Origin of the sequence: Gordonia sp. PvP123 (assembly GCF_040547295.1) — a bacterium.
Classification (GTDB): domain Bacteria; phylum Actinomycetota; class Actinomycetes; order Mycobacteriales; family Mycobacteriaceae; genus Gordonia; species Gordonia terrae.
Genome location: NZ_JBEPPN010000004.1, coordinates 268,970 through 284,066 on the forward strand (window position 1 = coordinate 268,970; position 15,097 = coordinate 284,066).

The window sequence follows — 15,097 nt, forward strand, 5'->3', positions numbered from 1 at the left end:
CGTCAGGCCGAGCGGGTTGCCAGGTGCGTCCGCAGGCCGTCGAGGATCGCCGATGTCGTCGCGCGGGTCTGCTCGTCGGACAGGCCCCACGGCGGCGCGATGAGATCGAGATGGTCGAAGCCGTCGGGGATGCGCGCGAGCGCGTCCGCGAACTGCGAGGGGGCGCAGGCGATGGTGATCGTGTCGATCATGTCGTCGGTCACCGCCCGCACGAGTGCTTCCTCGTCACGCTCGCGCGCGGCTTGCCGGATGACCTGTTGGTCCTTGCTCCAGCCGTGTAAGTCGAACAGTCGGTCGTAGACGCGGGACGCGGCGTACTGACCGATGGCGAACGCCGCCTGACGGCGTGCCACCTCGACGTCGTCGTCGATCGCGCACATCCGGATCCCCATGATGGTCACGTCCGCGGGATCACGGTCGACGCTCTGTGCGCCGACCGTGAGCTCGTCGTTCACCGGACCCCGGACGTAGTCGGCGGTGAACATGGGGTGCCCCACGAGCCCGTCGGCGTGCCGCCCCGCGGTACGCAGCATGTACTTGTTGACGCCCGCGATCCAGATCGGGATCTCTGGCCGGACGGGTACGGGGACATCCGCGGTCGGCGTGATGTGCACCGAGTAGAACCGTCCGTCATGGTGCACCGGACCTTCGTGGAGACGCCACAGCGCCTTCAGCACGGAGAGGAGTTCGGCCATCCTCGCCGCGGGCGCCTCGCCACTGACGCCGTGCCAGGCCTCCATCATCTTCGGGGTTCCGTTGCCCAGACCGAGAATGATTCGCCCGCCGGACATCTCGTCCAGGTCACGCGCCTCGGCCGCCCACATCAGCGGGCTCCGACCGACGCCGTAGGCGATGTTCGAACCGATCTGGATCGTGCTCGTGCCGGCGGCGAGAGCGGCCATCGGGATGGTCGCCGACCGGCTGTAGAGTTCGCTGGTCCAGATCGCCGCACAGCCGGCGGCCTCGGCTTCGCGAGCGAGGTCGACCATCGAGGAGAACCTGTGCGGACCTGTGCCGGTACCGAAAGCGTTGACGCCGAACGTCGTCATTGAAGGAGCCTTTCGCGTGGAGTCAAGAACGCCGGGGAAACTGACCGAAGTCCGGTGTCCGCTTCGCCTTGAAGGCCTCGCGGCCCTCTTTGGCCTCGTCGGTCGAGTAGAAGAGCAGATTGGTGTCGTGTGCGAGTTGCTGGATACCGGCCAGTCCGTCCTCGGCCGCGTGGAAACTCGCCTTCATCAGCCGCAGCGCCAAGGGTGACAGCTCCAGCATCCGACGGCACCACGCCACGGTTTCCGATTCGAGATCCGCTAGCGGCACAACGGTGTTGACCAGGTTCATCTCGAGCGCCTGCGCCGCGTCGTACTGTCGGCACAGGAACCAGATCTCCTTGGCCTTGCGGGCGCCGACGATGTTCGCCAGCAGACCCGCGCCGAATCCGCCGTCGAACGAGCCCACCTGAGGTCCGACCTGCCCGAGCCGGGCGTTGTCGGCGGCGATCGTGAGGTCACAGACGATCTGCAGTACGTGTCCCCCGCCGATGGCGTAGCCGGCGACCATGGCCACCACCGGCTTCGGGAGTCGCCGGATCTGCACCTGGAGGTCGGTGACATGGAACCGGCCGACCGCCCTCGGGCGGTCCGGTTCAGTCAGATAACCGGTGTCGCCGCGCACCCGCTGATCGCCACCCGAACAGAACGCCTTGTCGCCTTCACCGGTCAGCACGATGACCCCGATGGACGGATCCTCACGTGCGTGCGTGAGCGCGTCGGAGATCTCGATGAGCGTCTGCGGCCGGAACGCGTTGTGCACCTCCGGCCGGCAGATGGTGATCTTGGCGATCCCGTCCGCCGTACGCGAGTAGTCGACGTCCTCGTAGCGCCGGACCGTCGACCACTCCACGGACACCTCGGTCACGATCGACTACGCCATCGTCAGGCCGCCGCTGACCGACAGCGTCTGCCCGGTGATGTATCCGGCGTCGTCGGACGCGAAGAAGGCAACGGCGGCAGCGATGTCCGCGGGAGTGGCGAGGCGCTTCATCGGCACGGCCTTGGTCATCCCGCCGAGAACCTTGTCGGCGTCCTGGCCGGAGTTGTCGGCGAACTTGCGCAGCGCGGGCGTGTCGGTGGGGCCCGGGCACACGCTGTTCGCGGTGACTCCCTTGGTGGCGACCTCACGCGCGAGGGTCTTCGTGAACGCGATGGTGCCGCCCTTGGCTCCCGAGTACACCGCCTCGAGAGACGATCCGACCCGGCCGGCGTCGGAGCCGATGTTGATGATCCGGCCGAATCCGCGCTCGACCATCCCCGGAACCACCGTGTGGTTCACGCGCAGAGAACCCTTGAAGTTGATCTCGAGGATCTTGTCCCAGAAGTCCTCGTCGGTGTCGACGAACTTCATGAAGTCGTCCCAGCCGGCGTTGTTCACCGCGATCTCGATGGGACCGAGTTCTGCGGTCACCTGCTCGACGGCCGCTTTCACCGAGGCGGTGTCGGTCACGTCGATCGGCACGGCGATCGCCTCGCCGCCGGCAGCGACGATCTCCTTCGCCGTCTGCTGCGCGACCTCGAGGTTGAGGTCGGCGATCGCGACGCGGAATCCCTCGGCGCCGAGCCTGCGCGAGATCCCCTCGCCGATGCCCTGGGCGCCGCCGGTGACGAGTGCTACTCGGTTGCTCATGATGTGGTCCTCTCGGAGTTGTGGGTGGTGGACGGTTGATCGGCTAGCCGGTCGCGGACTGCACCGCTCGGGCGAGCTCGTCTCGGAATTCGGGTGCGGCGACGTCGATCAGCCGCCGCCGGCGCTCGGCGAGGGGTTGACCTCGCAGGTGTGCGACACCGTGCTCGGTGACCACGCAGTCCACGTCGGCACGAGCGGTCGTGACCACACCCTCGTCGAGGGAGAACTTGATCGAGGACTGACCGCGCATCGTCGATCGGAGTGCGACGATCGATCGCTTGCCGGTCAGCGCCGCGGCACGCGCGAAGTCGACCTGTCCACCGACGGCGCCCAGGTAGGTCCCGCGACTCATCTCGGCGCCGACCTGACCGGTGAGATCGACCTCGATGGCGAAGTTGACCGCGACGAGCGAGGACAGTCGGGAGAGAACCGGCGGCGTGTGCGTGTAGCTGGTCGGCCGGAACAACACCGGGAGATCGGCGATCCGTTCGTAGAGTTCCGCCGAGCCCAATGCGGTGCCGGCGACGGCCATCCCGACATCGATCTGCTTGCGGGCGCCGGTGAGTACGCCCTTCTCGATCAGGCGGAGCACACCATCGGTGACCATACCCGTGTGTATCCCCAGGTCCTTGTGACCGGACAGCGCTTCGAACACGGCGGCCCCGGTGGACCCGATGCCCACCTGGACGGTGTCGCCGTCGTCGATGAGGTTGGCGATGTGACCGGCGATCGCGCGGTCGAGATCGCCGGCGGGCCGGCGATCCTCTTCCTGCAGCGGACGATCGGTCTCGATGGTGGCCGTGAACCGGCTCAGCGGCACCCGCGGCGACCCGGCGACGGCCGGCATCTGGCGGTTGATCTCCGCGAAGAGCAGCGAGGTGTGGTCGATCGCGTCGGCCATGTAGTCCACCCCGATCCCGAGTGAACACATCCCGTCGCGATCGGGCGGGGAGACCTGCAGCAGGCCGGCGTCGCACGGCAGCCGGTGCTCGGCGAACATCCGGGGCAGCGCCGAGTAGTGGCAGGGCACGACATCGAGTTGGTCGGTGGCTCCGAGTTCTCGGAGCGCCCCGAGACCGCCGTAGGACACCATCATGTCGGCCGGCGAGAGCGAGTGCGCGAGTTGGTCGTTCCAACTCAGGCCGGTGAACAGGCGCAGGGGTCCGAGCTCCGGCGCCTGTTCGAGCAGCTGGTCGACCAGTGGACGGGGTTCGGCGGCCGCCTGGCTCCACCACACGCCCATCCCCGGCCGGAGCCATGCCGCGAAGTCGATCATCAATCGACTCGTTCAATGAGGGTTCCGGTACCGAGGCCTCCGCCGCAGCACATCGTCACCAGTCCGAGCCGGCTGTCGCGCCGCTCCATCTCATGGAGCAGGGATGCGATGAGTCGAGCGCCGGTCGCACCGACGGCGTGGCCGAGTGCGATCGCGCCGCCGTTCACGTTCACCCGGCCCTCGTCGGGCTCGAGTTCGCGCTGCCAGGCCAGTACCACCGACGAGAACGCTTCGTTGACCTCGAAAAGGTCGATGTCACCGATCGTGAGGTCGTTGCGCTCGAGCAGTTTCCGCGTCGCCGGGATGGGACCCGTCAGCATGATGATCGGGTCCACCCCGACCGTCGTCTGGTCGGCGACACGCGCGCGGATCCGAAGCCCGTGCCGCTCGGCGGCTTCGCGCGTGCACAGCAGGACCGCGGCCGCGCTGTCGCAGATGGGGCTCGACGTACCGGCGGTGATCCGGCCGTTCTCGGCGCGGAACACGGTCTTCAGCCCGGCCAGCGACTCCATCGACGTGCCCGGGCGAACCGTCTGGTCGCCGGTGCGGACTTCCCCGTCGAGCTTCATCGGGACCATCTCGTCGGCGAATCGGCCCGCCTCGATCGCCGCGACCGCGAGTTCGTGGGAGCGGGCGGCGAAGCGATCCATCTCCTCACGGGAGATGTCCCACCGCTCGGCGATGAGTTCGGCGCTCTCCCCCTGCGTCACGAAGTCGTAGCGCGCACGCAACTCGGCCGGCCACGGTTCGCCGTAGAGTTCGCTGATCTTCGCCGGCGAGTTCATCGGGACGTGTCCCATGTGCTCGACGCCACCCGCGATGACGATGTCGTGAACTCCCGACGCCACCAGGGACGCCGCGAAATTGACGGCCGTCTGCGCGGACCCGCACCGCCGGTCGAGGGTGGTGGCGGGCACCTCGGCCGGATACCCGGCCTGTAGCCAGGCGTTCCGGCCGATGTTGCGGGACTGCTCGCCGAACGGTGCGGTGCACCCGATCACGAGGTCTTCGACGGCGCTCGGATCGAGGCCGGACCGTCCGATCAGGTCCTGGTAGCAGGCGGCGAGCATCGCGTTCGGATGGATGTCGCGGTACCAGCCCTTCTCCAGATGCGACTTGCCGATCGGCGTGCGCACCGCCTCGGCGATCACCACTTCCCGCCCCGACGAGACGAAAGGTCCGGTCACACGGGCCATCTCAGATCACCGTCCCGCCGTCGACCGGCAGGATCTGACCGGTGATGTAGGCCGCCGCGTCCGAGGCCAGGAAGACGAACGTCGGGGCGATCTCTTCGGGAAATGCCCAGCGCGCAAGGGGAATCCGAGCGAGGGTCTTGGCCGCGAGCTTCTCGTTGGACCGGATGTTCTCGGTCATGGCGGTGGCGGCCAGCGGTGCGACCGCGTTGACCGTCACCGCTTGCTTGGCGAGTTCGCGGGCGAGCGACTTGGTCAGCCCGACGATCGCCGCCTTGGCCGCACCGTAGTTGGCCTGGCCGATGGTGCCGGTGAGGCCCGCGGCCGACGTCACGTTGATGATCCGGCCGGTGCCGTCGTCGGGCAGATGGTCCAGAGCCGCGTGACTGCAGTGGTAGCTACCCATCAGGTGGGTGTCGAGGACCTTGCGGAACCGCGCCTCGTCCATCTTGGGGAACATGGCGGGGGCGATCACCCCGGCATTGTTCACGACGATGTTGAGGGTTCCGTCGCCGAGCTGCGCGGCGGCCGCCGCGGCATCACGAGCACTGTCGCCGTCGCACACGTCGAGCGCGAACGGCTCGGCCACACCGCCACGCGCGGTGATCCGCTGACTGACCTGGGCCGCCGCATCCTTGTCGATGTCGGTCACCAGGACCGCGGCACCCGCGGCGGCATAGGCCTCGGCCACCGCCGCGCCCACTCCACCGCCGGCGCCGGTGATCAGGGCCGTTCGGCCTGCGAGTCCGAACACGCCTTCCGACGCGGGGTACGCGGAGTTCAGGTCGTCTTTGTCGACTGCGGTCATCAGTAGCTCCTCGGGAGGCCGAGGACATGCGAACCGAGGTAGTTCAAGACCATCTCCTGGCTGATCGGCGCGATACGCGTCAGGCGCGCCTCGCGGAAGTAGCGGGACACGTTGTACTCCTCGGAGTAACCCATTCCACCGTGGGTCTGCAGCGCCCGATCGGCGGCGTCGAAGCCGGCGTCGGCGCACAGGTACTTGGCCGTGTTCGCCTCGCGGGCACAGGGTTTGCCGTTGTCGTAGAGCCACGTGGCCTTGCGCAGCACGAGTTCGGCGGCGTCGAGGCGCGCGAGCGAATCCGCGAGCGGGAACTGGATGCCCTGGTTCTTCCCGATCGGACGGCCGAAGACCTCGCGGTCGTTGCCGTACCGAACGGCGGCGCGCATCGCGGCCCGACCGATCCCGAGCGCTTCGGCGGCGACCAGCATCCGCTCCGGGTTCAGACCGTCGAGGATGTACTTGAAGCCCTCGCCCTCCTCGCCGACGCGGTCCTCCACCGGGATCTCCAACCCGTCGATGAACAGCTCATTGGACGTGACCGCGTTGCGGCCCATCTTCTTGATCGGCCGGATGTCGACCTTGTCTCGGTCGAGGTCGGTCAGGAACAGGGTCATCCCGTCGGTCTTCCGGGGCGACTCGTCCAGTTTCTGCGTCCGGGTGAGCAGGAGGATCTTCTCCGATTCGACGGCCTTGGAGATCCAGACCTTTCGACCGTTCACGATGTACTTGTCGCCCTCGCGCCTGGCGAATGTCGTGATCTTGGTGGTGTCGAGGCCGGCGCCGGGTTCGGTCACCCCGAAGCACACATGCAGATCACCGTTGACGATGCGCGGCAGCGTCCGCTTCTTCAGCTCCTCGCTGCCGTGCACGATCACCGGGTGCATCCCGAAGATGGACAGGTGCATGGAGCTGGCACCGTTCATCCCCGCACCCGACGCCGCGACCTGCTCCAGCAGGATCGACGCCTCGGTGATGCCGTAGCCGTGTCCGCCGTATTCCTCGGGGATGGTGATACCGAGCCATCCCCCGTCGGCGAAGGCATCGTAGAACTCGCGGGGGAACTCGTGCGCCTCGTCCTTGGCGGCCCAGTACTGGTCGTCGAACTTGGCGGCCAGTTCGGCAACCGCGTCTCGGATCGTGGCCTGATCCTCGGTCAGTTCGAAATCCACGTCGGTCCTCCGTCTCTCACATTTTTCGCAACTATATCAATGGACTGACCAAAAACAAACGGAGCGGTCACGCTGACCGTTCTCCGTCCAGCAGTGCAGCCGCGATTCGTTCGTTCCAGACCTTCGGTGCTCCGAAGAGCGTCCGGTCGAGCTTGACCCGCTTGTAGAACAGATGGAGATCGTGCTCCCACGTGTATCCGATCGCGCCGTGCACGGTGAGTGACGTGTCCGCGAGGTCCGCGACCGTTCTGGTCACCTGGGCCTTCGCCACCGCCGCCACGGTTGCGGCGTCGTCCAGACCGGCGTCGACGGCGGCCGCGGCGTAGAGAGCGATCGAGAACGAGGACTCCACGGTCACGAGCATCTGCGCCGCGGCGTGCTTGACGGCCTGGAAGGAACCGATGACCTGCCCGAACTGCTTGCGCTGCTTGCTGTAGTCCACGGCCAGTTCGAGCATGCGCTCGGCGCTGCCGAGCGCGTCGGCGGCCACCAGCACCGCAGCGAGGTTCGCGGCCACCGCGATGCCCTCGACACCGACGACGACGTCGGAGACCGTGGCACCGGAGAAATCGACGGTTCCCGTCGAGCGCGAACGATCGAGCAGATCGTCCGCGGACACCGAGACCGCGGAGGCCTCGACACGGGCATACCCGGGACCCTCCGGCCCCTCGACTGCGACGAGGAACACGTCGGTGTCCTCGGCGCCCAGGACATGCGCGACCGATCCACTCAGTTCCGCACCGCTCACGGCCAGCGGGCTCCAGCCGGGCACCCGATCGGCGGGGATCGCCACCGTGAACCGGCGCTCGCCGGACACCTGGGCGGCCAGCTCCGCCTCGGTCAGGAGCGGCACGGTCAGCGCCGCGGCCACCCATCGGGAGTTCGGCACAGCCGCGCGACCGAATTCGCGCGCGGCCAGGGCCAGCTCCAGGACACCGCCTCCTTCACCGCCGGCCTCTTCGGGATAACCGACGCCCCACCAGCCCTCGCCGACGAGCGCGGAACCGAACTTCGCAGCGTCGCCGCCGGACTGCAGCTCGCGCACGGTCTCGGTCGGGAACTTCGCGCCGATCCATTCGCGCAGGGACGAGGCGAACATCTCCTGTTCGTCGGACAACTCCCAGTGCATGCCGCTCTCCTCAGCTCACCGACGTGCCGTGCACGACGTCTCGAATTGCGTCCACCGCGCCGGGATTCTCCGCGCTCGACAGATCGCCGGGTTCGGTGTCCGTGGCTGCCGCTCGGATCGCCCGGCGCAAGATCTTGGCCGACCGCGTCTTCGGCAGTGCGTCGACCATCCAGACCTGCGACGGCGCAAAGGGTTTGCCCAGCCCGTCGGCGACCAGCCGACGCAGCTCGTCGGACACGTGCTCGGTGTCGGCCCCCGCGCGGGGGACCCAGAAGGCCCACACCGTCTCGCCCTTCTTCGGGTCCGGAATGCCCACCGCCGCGGCTTCGGCCACCGCCGGATGCGTGGTCAGCACCGACTCGACCTCCGCGGGCGCGAGTCGCTTGCCCGCCACATTCATCACATCGTCGGAACGGCCGAGGATGTACCACCTGCCGTCCTCGTCGACCAGTGCGAAGTCGCCGTGGCACCACATACCTTCGAAGGTCGACCAGTAGGACTCCAGGTACCGTTCCCGGTCGCGCCAGACCCCACGGGTCATCGCCGGCCAGGGCTGGCGGCACACAAGTTCACCGATCGCACCGCGCAACGGTGACCCGTCGTCGGACACGACGTCGACGTCCATACCCAATGAGGGGCCGCCGAGCGAGCAGCTCGGAATCGGCTCCACGGGGTAAGGGGCCAGGAAGGACCCGCCCACCTCGGTACCGCCGGAGAAGTTGATGACCGGGACCCGCCCGCCGAACACCTCGGCCGCGAGCCAGTCGTAGGAATCCGGGTCCCAGGGTTCGCCGGTGGAGCCGAGCACCCGGACCGAACTGAGGTCGTGCCAGGAGATCTGCTCCAGCGGCGTGGATTTCAGCGCCCGGATGAGGGTCGGCGACACGCCGAGCATCGACACACGCTGACGTGCGACGAGATCCCATAGCCGGGTCGCGTCGGGGACATCCGGCGAGCCCTCGTACAACACGAGTGTGGCGCCGTTGGCGTGTGTGCCGAAGGCGGCGAGCGGGCCCATGACCCACCCCATGTCGGTGATCCAGCAGAACGAGTCCCCCGGCGAGATGTCGAAGGAGTAGGCGACCTCGGTGGCCACCTTGATCGTGAAGCCCGCGTGCGTGTGCACCGCGCCCTTCGGTCTGCCGGTGGTGCCGGAGGTGTAGCCGAGCATCATCGTCTGCATGGCCGGGAACGCCCGGAATTCGTGTCCCGGCTTGCCGTCGGCGACGAGCGACGCCCACTCGGTGACGGTGACCGTCCGGCCATCGACGTCGAGATCGGCTGCGATGCCGACGTTCTCGACGGTGATCACGGACCGCACGGACGGGGTCTGGGCAAGCGCCTTGCTCAACTCGCCGGACATGGCGACCGTCCGGCCGCGACGAACAGTACCGTCGGCCACGACGACCGCGGTGACCTCGGCGTCGTTGAGCCGGGACGCGATGGCCGGCGCGGCGAACCCGGAGAACAACGGAACGATGATCGCCCCGATCCCCACCGCGGCATAGCAGGCGATGACCGCCTCCGGGACCATCGGCATGTAGATCGCGACCGCGTCGCCCTCACCGATACCCAGATCGAGGAAGCCCGCGGCCACTCGTCCCACGCGTTCGGCCAGCTCGGCGTAGGTCAGGGTCGTGACCACCCCGTCTTCACGTTCGTGCACGATGGCCGGGCGATGCGCGTCGTCGGCGAGCCAGCGGCCGATGCAGGCGTCGACGGCGTTGAAGGTGCCGCCGATGAACCAGTCGGGGAACTGAATCCCCTGCGAGGTGTCGAGCACCGACTCGTACGGCGTCGCGAAGGGGATGCCGAGATCCTCGACGGCCGCATCCCAGTACCAGGACACGTCTTGTGTCGACCGTCGTCGCAGATCGTCGATCGACTCGACGCCGTGACGCCGCGCCAGCCGCATGACATTGGCACTCTCGAGGTGCTCGGCGGTCGGATTCCACACATAGGAACTCATGTCGCGACCTCTCTCAGCTTCGGGGCATGCCGAGCACGCGCTCGGACGCGATGTTGCGTTGGATGAATGTCGAACCGCCGGCGATCGCGGTGCCGCGCGCCTGATAGGCCAGGCGGAGCCATCTCTGCTGCACGGGGTCCGCCGAGGCGTCGGACAGACCGAACTGACCACCCATCTCGCGAATGGACAGCCCGAAATCGGCGATGTCCTCCACGAGCGGGCAGAAGTACAGCTTCCCGATCGACGCCACGGGGCCGGGCGGTTCGCCGGATGCGGCGCCGGAGATGACCCGCTGACCGATCAGGTAATGGGTGAGCGCTCGGCCGTACAGATCGGCGATCGTCTGCCGGACAGTCGGATCCGACGAAAGCGGCGCGCCGTCCTCGTCGGTCGTCGAGGACATCTGCGCCACGACATCCTTGACCGCACGGGTCGTGTTCACCCGGCCGGTGGCGATCCCGACGCGCTCGAAGGCGAGCGTGCCCATCGCCACCTTCCAGCCCCCGTCGACCTCGCCCACCACAGCCGAGTCCGGGACGAAGACGTCGTCGAGGAACACCTCGTTGAACTCCGCCTCGCCGAGCATGTGTTCCAGCGGCCGCACGGTCACGCCCGCCGCATCCATGGGCAGCAGAAAGTACGTGATCCCCTTGTGCCGGTCACCGCCCCCGGTGCGGGCCAGCAGGATGGCGTTGTCCGCGATCTGCGCACGTGACGTCCAGATCTTCTGACCCTGGATGCTCCAGCCGCCGTCGACCTTGGTCGCCTTCGTCCGCAGCGACGCCAGGTCCGAACCGGACTCGGGCTCGGAGAAGAGCTGGCACCAGATCTCCTCACCCTTCAGAATCGGAGCCAGGTAGCGCTGCTTCTGTTCGCTGTTCCCGAAGGTCACGATCGTCGGCCCGGCGAAGTCCTCACCGATGATGTTGAGCCGCTCCGGCGCACCGGCGCGATCCATCTCCTCGTTGAAGATCGCCTTGACCTTGGCATCGGCACCCGCGCCGCCGAACTCCTCCGGCCAGGACAATCCGGCGAACCCGGCGTCGAACAACTGTCGCTGCCATGCGGACCAGAACCCGCGTTTGTCTTCGAGCCGCGACGGCTCCGGCCAGGGCAGCGTCGGCAGCACCTCGGTCAGCCAGTCGCGGACGCGGGTCCGGAAGCGGGCTTCGTCGGGCGAATCGCTCAGATCCATTCGAACCTCCACATCGTTACGGACCAACGCTACAATAGGTCAGACCAAAAAACCAAGGGAGGCTTTCGATGACACGCGCGGTGCCGGAGGACGGTGTCCTCGACGTCGTCACATTCGATGTCGAGGCAGGAAAGATCAGGGAGTTCGCTCGGGCGACACGCGCCGACGACCCGGTATATGTCGACACTACCGCCGCGGGAGCGGCGGGGTTCGATCGCGTACCCGCGACCCCGACACACGTGGTCGTCGCCGGCCACCATCGCAATCAGGCCGAATTCGTTGCCACACTGGGTCTCGCCATCGAGCGGGTGGTCGTCGGATCGGTGGAGTGGGAGTTCACCCGGCCGCTGCTCGCGGGGGATCACGTGACCGGCACCCGGCGGGTGGTCGACGACACGACCCGCGAGGGAAAGCGGGGTGGGACCATGCGGCTGGTCACCCTGGAGACCACCTGGGTCGATTCATCCGGTGACACGGCCGTCATACAACGCGAGGTCCTGATCGAGAGAGGTGTCTGAACCATGCGCGAACCTGCCGTTCTGACCGAAGGCCAAGACCTCGGGTCCCGATCCATCGGCCCGATCACGCAGACCGACATCGTCCGGTTCGCCGGTGCCGGTGGGGATTTCAACCCGTTGCACCACGACGCCGAGTACGCGGTCCGCGCGGGACTGCCGGGTGTCATCTCGATGGGTCAGATGCAGGCGGGAATGCTCGCCGCGTGGGTGGCCGATCTCGTTCACGTCGAACACCTGCTCGGCTTCTCGGTCCGCTTCGCCTCGCCTCTTCAGATCGGTGAAACTCTCACGCTCAGTGGTGAAGTCGAGTCGGTCGGGGACCTCGTCGACGGCCTGGTCGCCGAACTGTCCCTGCGAGCCAGCGTCGGCGACCGGGTCGTCGTCTCTGCGCACGCGCGGGCCCGGGTGGCGTCGAGCTGACCACCCGAGAGTCAGACAGACATCTGAAGCGTGACAGTGGCCGTGGCACAGGGCTTCCCGGAGGCCAGGGAGGACATCACGTGAACCACTGCGGTCGAGCGGCCCCGGTGCACGACGTCCGCGGCAAAGGTCGTGGTGTCCTCGGCCGATGCGGGGCGAAGGTAGTTGATGTCGATGCTGGTGACTCGCCATTCGCAGCGTGCATCGACCGCCGACATCGCGGCGAACTCTGCTCCGCACAGCAGGATTCCACCGTGCACGTTGCCCATCCCGTTCGCCGCGAACAGGGTTGGAGGCATGGTCACGACCCCGGGGGCCGACTCACCGATTCCCAGCGCGTGCCGGATGGGCACCGCTTCGGGCGGACGAGCGGGCAGGTTCAGCCGGCTCGTCGGACGCGCCGGAACAGCGACCAGATGGGACCGCTGCACCACGATCGCGATCGGCGTGCCGTCGGGGCCGGTCACGACACCTCTGGTGGTGCCGCCGCGCTCGTCCCTGGCGATGAGATCGCCGTTGACGGTCATGGGCCGCCCCCGCGACGGCGGGTCGCACAGGAAGTCCACCCGTATTCCCAGACTGACCGGCCATCGTCCCGCCGGCGCCCCGGCGGCGACGACGTACCCCGTCACGTCGTCGAGTGGAACCGCGAGCGCACTCCGCACGCTCCCGGAGCGTTCGTCGACCAACCTCGGTCCCGCCGGCATCGACAGCGAGGCATTCCGGGACGTGAGGGACACGGGTGTCACCCCGAGCAGCACCTCGGGTCCACTGAGGACGAAGTCGTCAGTGGTGAGCTGGGCCGAGCTCAGCGTGCGCCCGCCGTCGACGGCTGGTCGAGCTGCTCGGCAATCCGCTTGCGCAGCACATGCTTCTGGATCTTCCCCGTTGCCGTCATCGGCAACTCGTCGATCGCGATGACCCGCTCCGGCGTCTTCTGAATCGCGACGCCCCGGCTGGTGAGATAGTCGCGCAGCTCGTCGACGGTGGGCGCGGCGTGTCCGGGCTTGGCGACGACGTAGCAGCAGACCTTCTCGCCGAGCTTCTCGTCGGGCATCCCGACCACGGCCAGCGCCAGCAGATCCGGGTGATCGGCCAGCTTGTCCTCGACCTCGCGCACGCTGATGTTCATGCCGCCCCGGATCACGATGTCCTTCGTCCGCCCGGTCACCCGCACGAACCCGTCATCGGTCATCACCCCGACATCGCCGGAACGAGAGAATCCCTCCGGTGTGAACAACTCGACGGTCTCGTCGGGCCGATTGAGGTATTCGATCATGTGGGAGGGTCCGCGATAGGCGATGTCACCTTCGCTGCCGCGCGGCACCTCGTAACCGTCCTCGCCCACGACCCTGACCTCTGCACCCGGGAGCGCGGCTCCGTCCGAGGTGACGGCACGCTGCGGATCGTCGTCGATCGTGCAGGTGGTGGTCGACAGGTTCTCGCTGCGCCCGTACAGGGACAGGATGCTGGTCCCTGGCAGCTTCGAGTAGGCGTTCTCCACGACCGACGACGGGATCGGCGATCCGGCACAGGTCCACACGCGCAGGGACGAGAGGTCGGCTTCGGGGTGCTCGTCCGACGCAGCCAGCAGCGTCTGCAGGAACGTCGTCGCGGTCACCGCCGCCGTGCAGCCGAACTTCTCGATCTCCGCCAGGCCCTGCACCGGATCCCACTCCGCCATGACGTGCGTGGACGCGCCCGCGAGCAGCGGGATCAACACACTGGTCACCAATCCGGTGGTGTGCGTGATGGGCGACGGTCCGAACTGCACGTCGGCCTCGGTGTGTCCGAACGCCACGGTCAGCGCGCGAGCGCCGGAGGCGTAGGTGTTGAAGGTGTGCAGGCACCCCTTGGGTCGTGACGTCGTTCCCGACGTGTAGACGATGACGAACGGATCGTCGGGGTGCACGCGCACGTCCAGCTCGGCATCGACGTCCTGCGCGGAGACGTCGGGTACGACAAGGTCTTCCAGGACGAGGACGTCGCGCTCGGCGAGTGCATCGTGGAGCGAGTCGACGGCGCGTACGGCCACGATGGAGGTCAGCGTGTCCGAGTCGCGACGGATCTCGTCGAACATGGAGATGTAGTCGAATCCCTTGAAATCGGCCGGGGCTATCGCCATCTTGATCGATGCATCGGAAACGACGTGGGAGACTTCGTCTTTGCGGTAGATCGGCATGATCGGGACCATGACCGCGCCGATCCGGGACAGCGCCGCGGCGATCACCACGAACGCGGCCCAGTTGGGTAGCTGTACCGCCACCCGGTCCCCGGAACCGAGCCCACGTCGGTGGAGTCCGAGCGCGAGTCGCTGCGACGTGTCGTACAGGTCTGAATACGTCAGGGCGTGGACCCCGTCGGTGACGAACACCTTGTCCGGGTTGGCCTCGAGGCGGGACCGCAACAGCTCCGTGAAATTCTCGCTCGTCCACTGCCCGCTCGCGTAGAACTGCTCGACCTGCGCCGTGGTGTACCGGCCGAGGTTGTGTTCGCTCGTCATGACGCCGTCCTCCGTTGATCAGTCCCACACATCAGCTAAAGGCTAGAATGGTTGGACCATATCTGCAAGTCCCTACCGCCCCCCATCGAATCAAGTCGACATCCGCTTGACCGGGGATCGGCGAGAGATCACTCGAAAGGGGTAACACGAGGGATCGAGGGGTGATATTTATGGTCCTACCAAACAAACCATTGCCTTATAGGTCCAAGTCTACGATCCTGTAGTGACGCCGTTCACACCG

The 15,097-nt window shown here is 67.3% G+C and carries 14 protein-coding genes; 2 read left to right on the forward strand and 12 right to left on the reverse strand.

Translation table 11 applies throughout. The features are described 5' to 3' along the window. Positions 1-2: 2 nt before the first annotated feature. The 10 genes from ABIC25_RS09085 to ABIC25_RS09130 all read right to left on the reverse strand — a co-directional run bounded on the left by ABIC25_RS09085 (position 3) and on the right by ABIC25_RS09130 (position 11,415). Positions 3-1,049 (reverse strand): LLM class flavin-dependent oxidoreductase, encoded by a 1,047-nt coding sequence (locus ABIC25_RS09085; protein WP_354561037.1) that lies wholly within the window; start codon positions 1,047-1,049, stop codon positions 3-5. Between the two features lie 22 nt (positions 1,050-1,071). After that, positions 1,072-1,905 carry a 1,4-dihydroxy-2-naphthoyl-CoA synthase gene (gene menB / locus ABIC25_RS09090; protein ID WP_354561294.1) on the reverse strand — a complete coding sequence of 278 codons (834 nt, stop codon included), beginning with the start codon at positions 1,903-1,905 and terminating at the stop codon, positions 1,072-1,074. A 15-nt stretch (positions 1,906-1,920) separates the two neighbouring features. Further along, positions 1,921-2,679, reverse strand: coding sequence for an SDR family NAD(P)-dependent oxidoreductase (locus ABIC25_RS09095; RefSeq protein ID WP_354561039.1), 759 nt, complete (start codon positions 2,677-2,679; stop codon positions 1,921-1,923). 43 nt (positions 2,680-2,722) lie between these two features. Next, on the reverse strand, positions 2,723-3,955 hold the full coding sequence (locus tag ABIC25_RS09100; RefSeq protein WP_354561041.1) for an acetyl-CoA hydrolase/transferase family protein: 1,233 nt from the start codon (positions 3,953-3,955) through the stop codon (positions 2,723-2,725). Next, the gene (locus tag ABIC25_RS09105) at positions 3,955-5,151 is read right to left on the reverse strand and encodes a thiolase family protein (protein WP_354561042.1); all 1,197 of its coding nucleotides are present in this window, start codon (positions 5,149-5,151) and stop codon (positions 3,955-3,957) included. The genes ABIC25_RS09100 and ABIC25_RS09105 overlap by 1 nt, the downstream gene beginning before the upstream one ends. 1 nt (position 5,152) lies before the next feature. After that, complete coding sequence (locus ABIC25_RS09110) at positions 5,153-5,956, reverse strand: SDR family NAD(P)-dependent oxidoreductase (protein ID WP_354561044.1); 804 nt, start codon at positions 5,954-5,956, stop codon at positions 5,153-5,155. Beyond that, entirely contained in the window at positions 5,956-7,122 is a 1,167-nt protein-coding gene (locus ABIC25_RS09115) for an acyl-CoA dehydrogenase family protein (RefSeq protein WP_354561046.1), read from the reverse strand. The genes ABIC25_RS09110 and ABIC25_RS09115 overlap by 1 nt, the downstream gene beginning before the upstream one ends. A gap of 67 nt (positions 7,123-7,189) precedes the next feature. Next, positions 7,190-8,251: an acyl-CoA dehydrogenase family protein gene (locus ABIC25_RS09120; protein ID WP_354561048.1), complete on the reverse strand. Its 1,062-nt coding sequence runs from the start codon at positions 8,249-8,251 to the stop codon at positions 7,190-7,192. 10 nt (positions 8,252-8,261) lie between these two features. Continuing rightward, positions 8,262-10,220: an AMP-binding protein gene (locus ABIC25_RS09125; protein ID WP_354561050.1), complete on the reverse strand. Its 1,959-nt coding sequence runs from the start codon at positions 10,218-10,220 to the stop codon at positions 8,262-8,264. 13 nt (positions 10,221-10,233) lie between these two features. After that, positions 10,234-11,415 carry an acyl-CoA dehydrogenase family protein gene (locus ABIC25_RS09130; RefSeq protein ID WP_354561052.1) on the reverse strand — a complete coding sequence of 394 codons (1,182 nt, stop codon included), beginning with the start codon at positions 11,413-11,415 and terminating at the stop codon, positions 10,234-10,236. Between the two features lie 68 nt (positions 11,416-11,483). Between ABIC25_RS09130 and ABIC25_RS09135 the strand changes: the two genes are divergently transcribed. Together ABIC25_RS09135 and ABIC25_RS09140 are read left to right on the forward strand one after the other, a co-directional pair. Further along, positions 11,484-11,933, forward strand: coding sequence for an FAS1-like dehydratase domain-containing protein (locus ABIC25_RS09135; RefSeq protein ID WP_354561053.1), 450 nt, complete (start codon positions 11,484-11,486; stop codon positions 11,931-11,933). Between the two features lie 3 nt (positions 11,934-11,936). Next, entirely contained in the window at positions 11,937-12,353 is a 417-nt protein-coding gene (locus ABIC25_RS09140; protein ID WP_354561055.1) for a MaoC family dehydratase, read from the forward strand. Between the two features lie 11 nt (positions 12,354-12,364). Here ABIC25_RS09140 and ABIC25_RS09145 read toward each other — a convergent pair whose 3' ends face one another. Further along, on the reverse strand, positions 12,365-13,093 hold the full coding sequence (locus tag ABIC25_RS09145) for a PaaI family thioesterase (protein ID WP_354561057.1): 729 nt from the start codon (positions 13,091-13,093) through the stop codon (positions 12,365-12,367). A 68-nt stretch (positions 13,094-13,161) separates the two neighbouring features. Next, entirely contained in the window at positions 13,162-14,856 is a 1,695-nt protein-coding gene (locus ABIC25_RS09150; RefSeq protein ID WP_354561058.1) for an AMP-binding protein, read from the reverse strand. Positions 14,857-15,097: the final 241 nt, after the last annotated feature.

Bases quoted from the DNA above. Each gene is read 5' to 3' on its own strand.
- ABIC25_RS09085 (WP_354561037.1), bottom strand. From the start codon at position 1,049: ATGACGACGTTCGGCGTCAACGCTTTCGGTACCGGCACAGGTCCGCAC.
- ABIC25_RS09095 (WP_354561039.1), bottom strand. From the start codon at position 2,679: ATGAGCAACCGAGTAGCACTCGTCACCGGCGGCGCCCAGGGCATCGGC.
- ABIC25_RS09100 (WP_354561041.1), bottom strand. From the start codon at position 3,955: ATGATCGACTTCGCGGCATGGCTCCGGCCGGGGATGGGCGTGTGGTGG.
- ABIC25_RS09105 (WP_354561042.1), bottom strand. From the start codon at position 5,151: ATGGCCCGTGTGACCGGACCTTTCGTCTCGTCGGGGCGGGAAGTGGTG.
- ABIC25_RS09110 (WP_354561044.1), bottom strand. From the start codon at position 5,956: ATGACCGCAGTCGACAAAGACGACCTGAACTCCGCGTACCCCGCGTCG.
- ABIC25_RS09120 (WP_354561048.1), bottom strand. From the start codon at position 8,251: ATGCACTGGGAGTTGTCCGACGAACAGGAGATGTTCGCCTCGTCCCTG.
- ABIC25_RS09125 (WP_354561050.1), bottom strand. From the start codon at position 10,220: ATGAGTTCCTATGTGTGGAATCCGACCGCCGAGCACCTCGAGAGTGCC.
- ABIC25_RS09130 (WP_354561052.1), bottom strand. From the start codon at position 11,415: ATGGATCTGAGCGATTCGCCCGACGAAGCCCGCTTCCGGACCCGCGTC.
- ABIC25_RS09135 (WP_354561053.1), top strand. From the start codon at position 11,484: ATGACACGCGCGGTGCCGGAGGACGGTGTCCTCGACGTCGTCACATTC.
- ABIC25_RS09140 (WP_354561055.1), top strand. From the start codon at position 11,937: ATGCGCGAACCTGCCGTTCTGACCGAAGGCCAAGACCTCGGGTCCCGA.
- ABIC25_RS09150 (WP_354561058.1), bottom strand. From the start codon at position 14,856: ATGACGAGCGAACACAACCTCGGCCGGTACACCACGGCGCAGGTCGAG.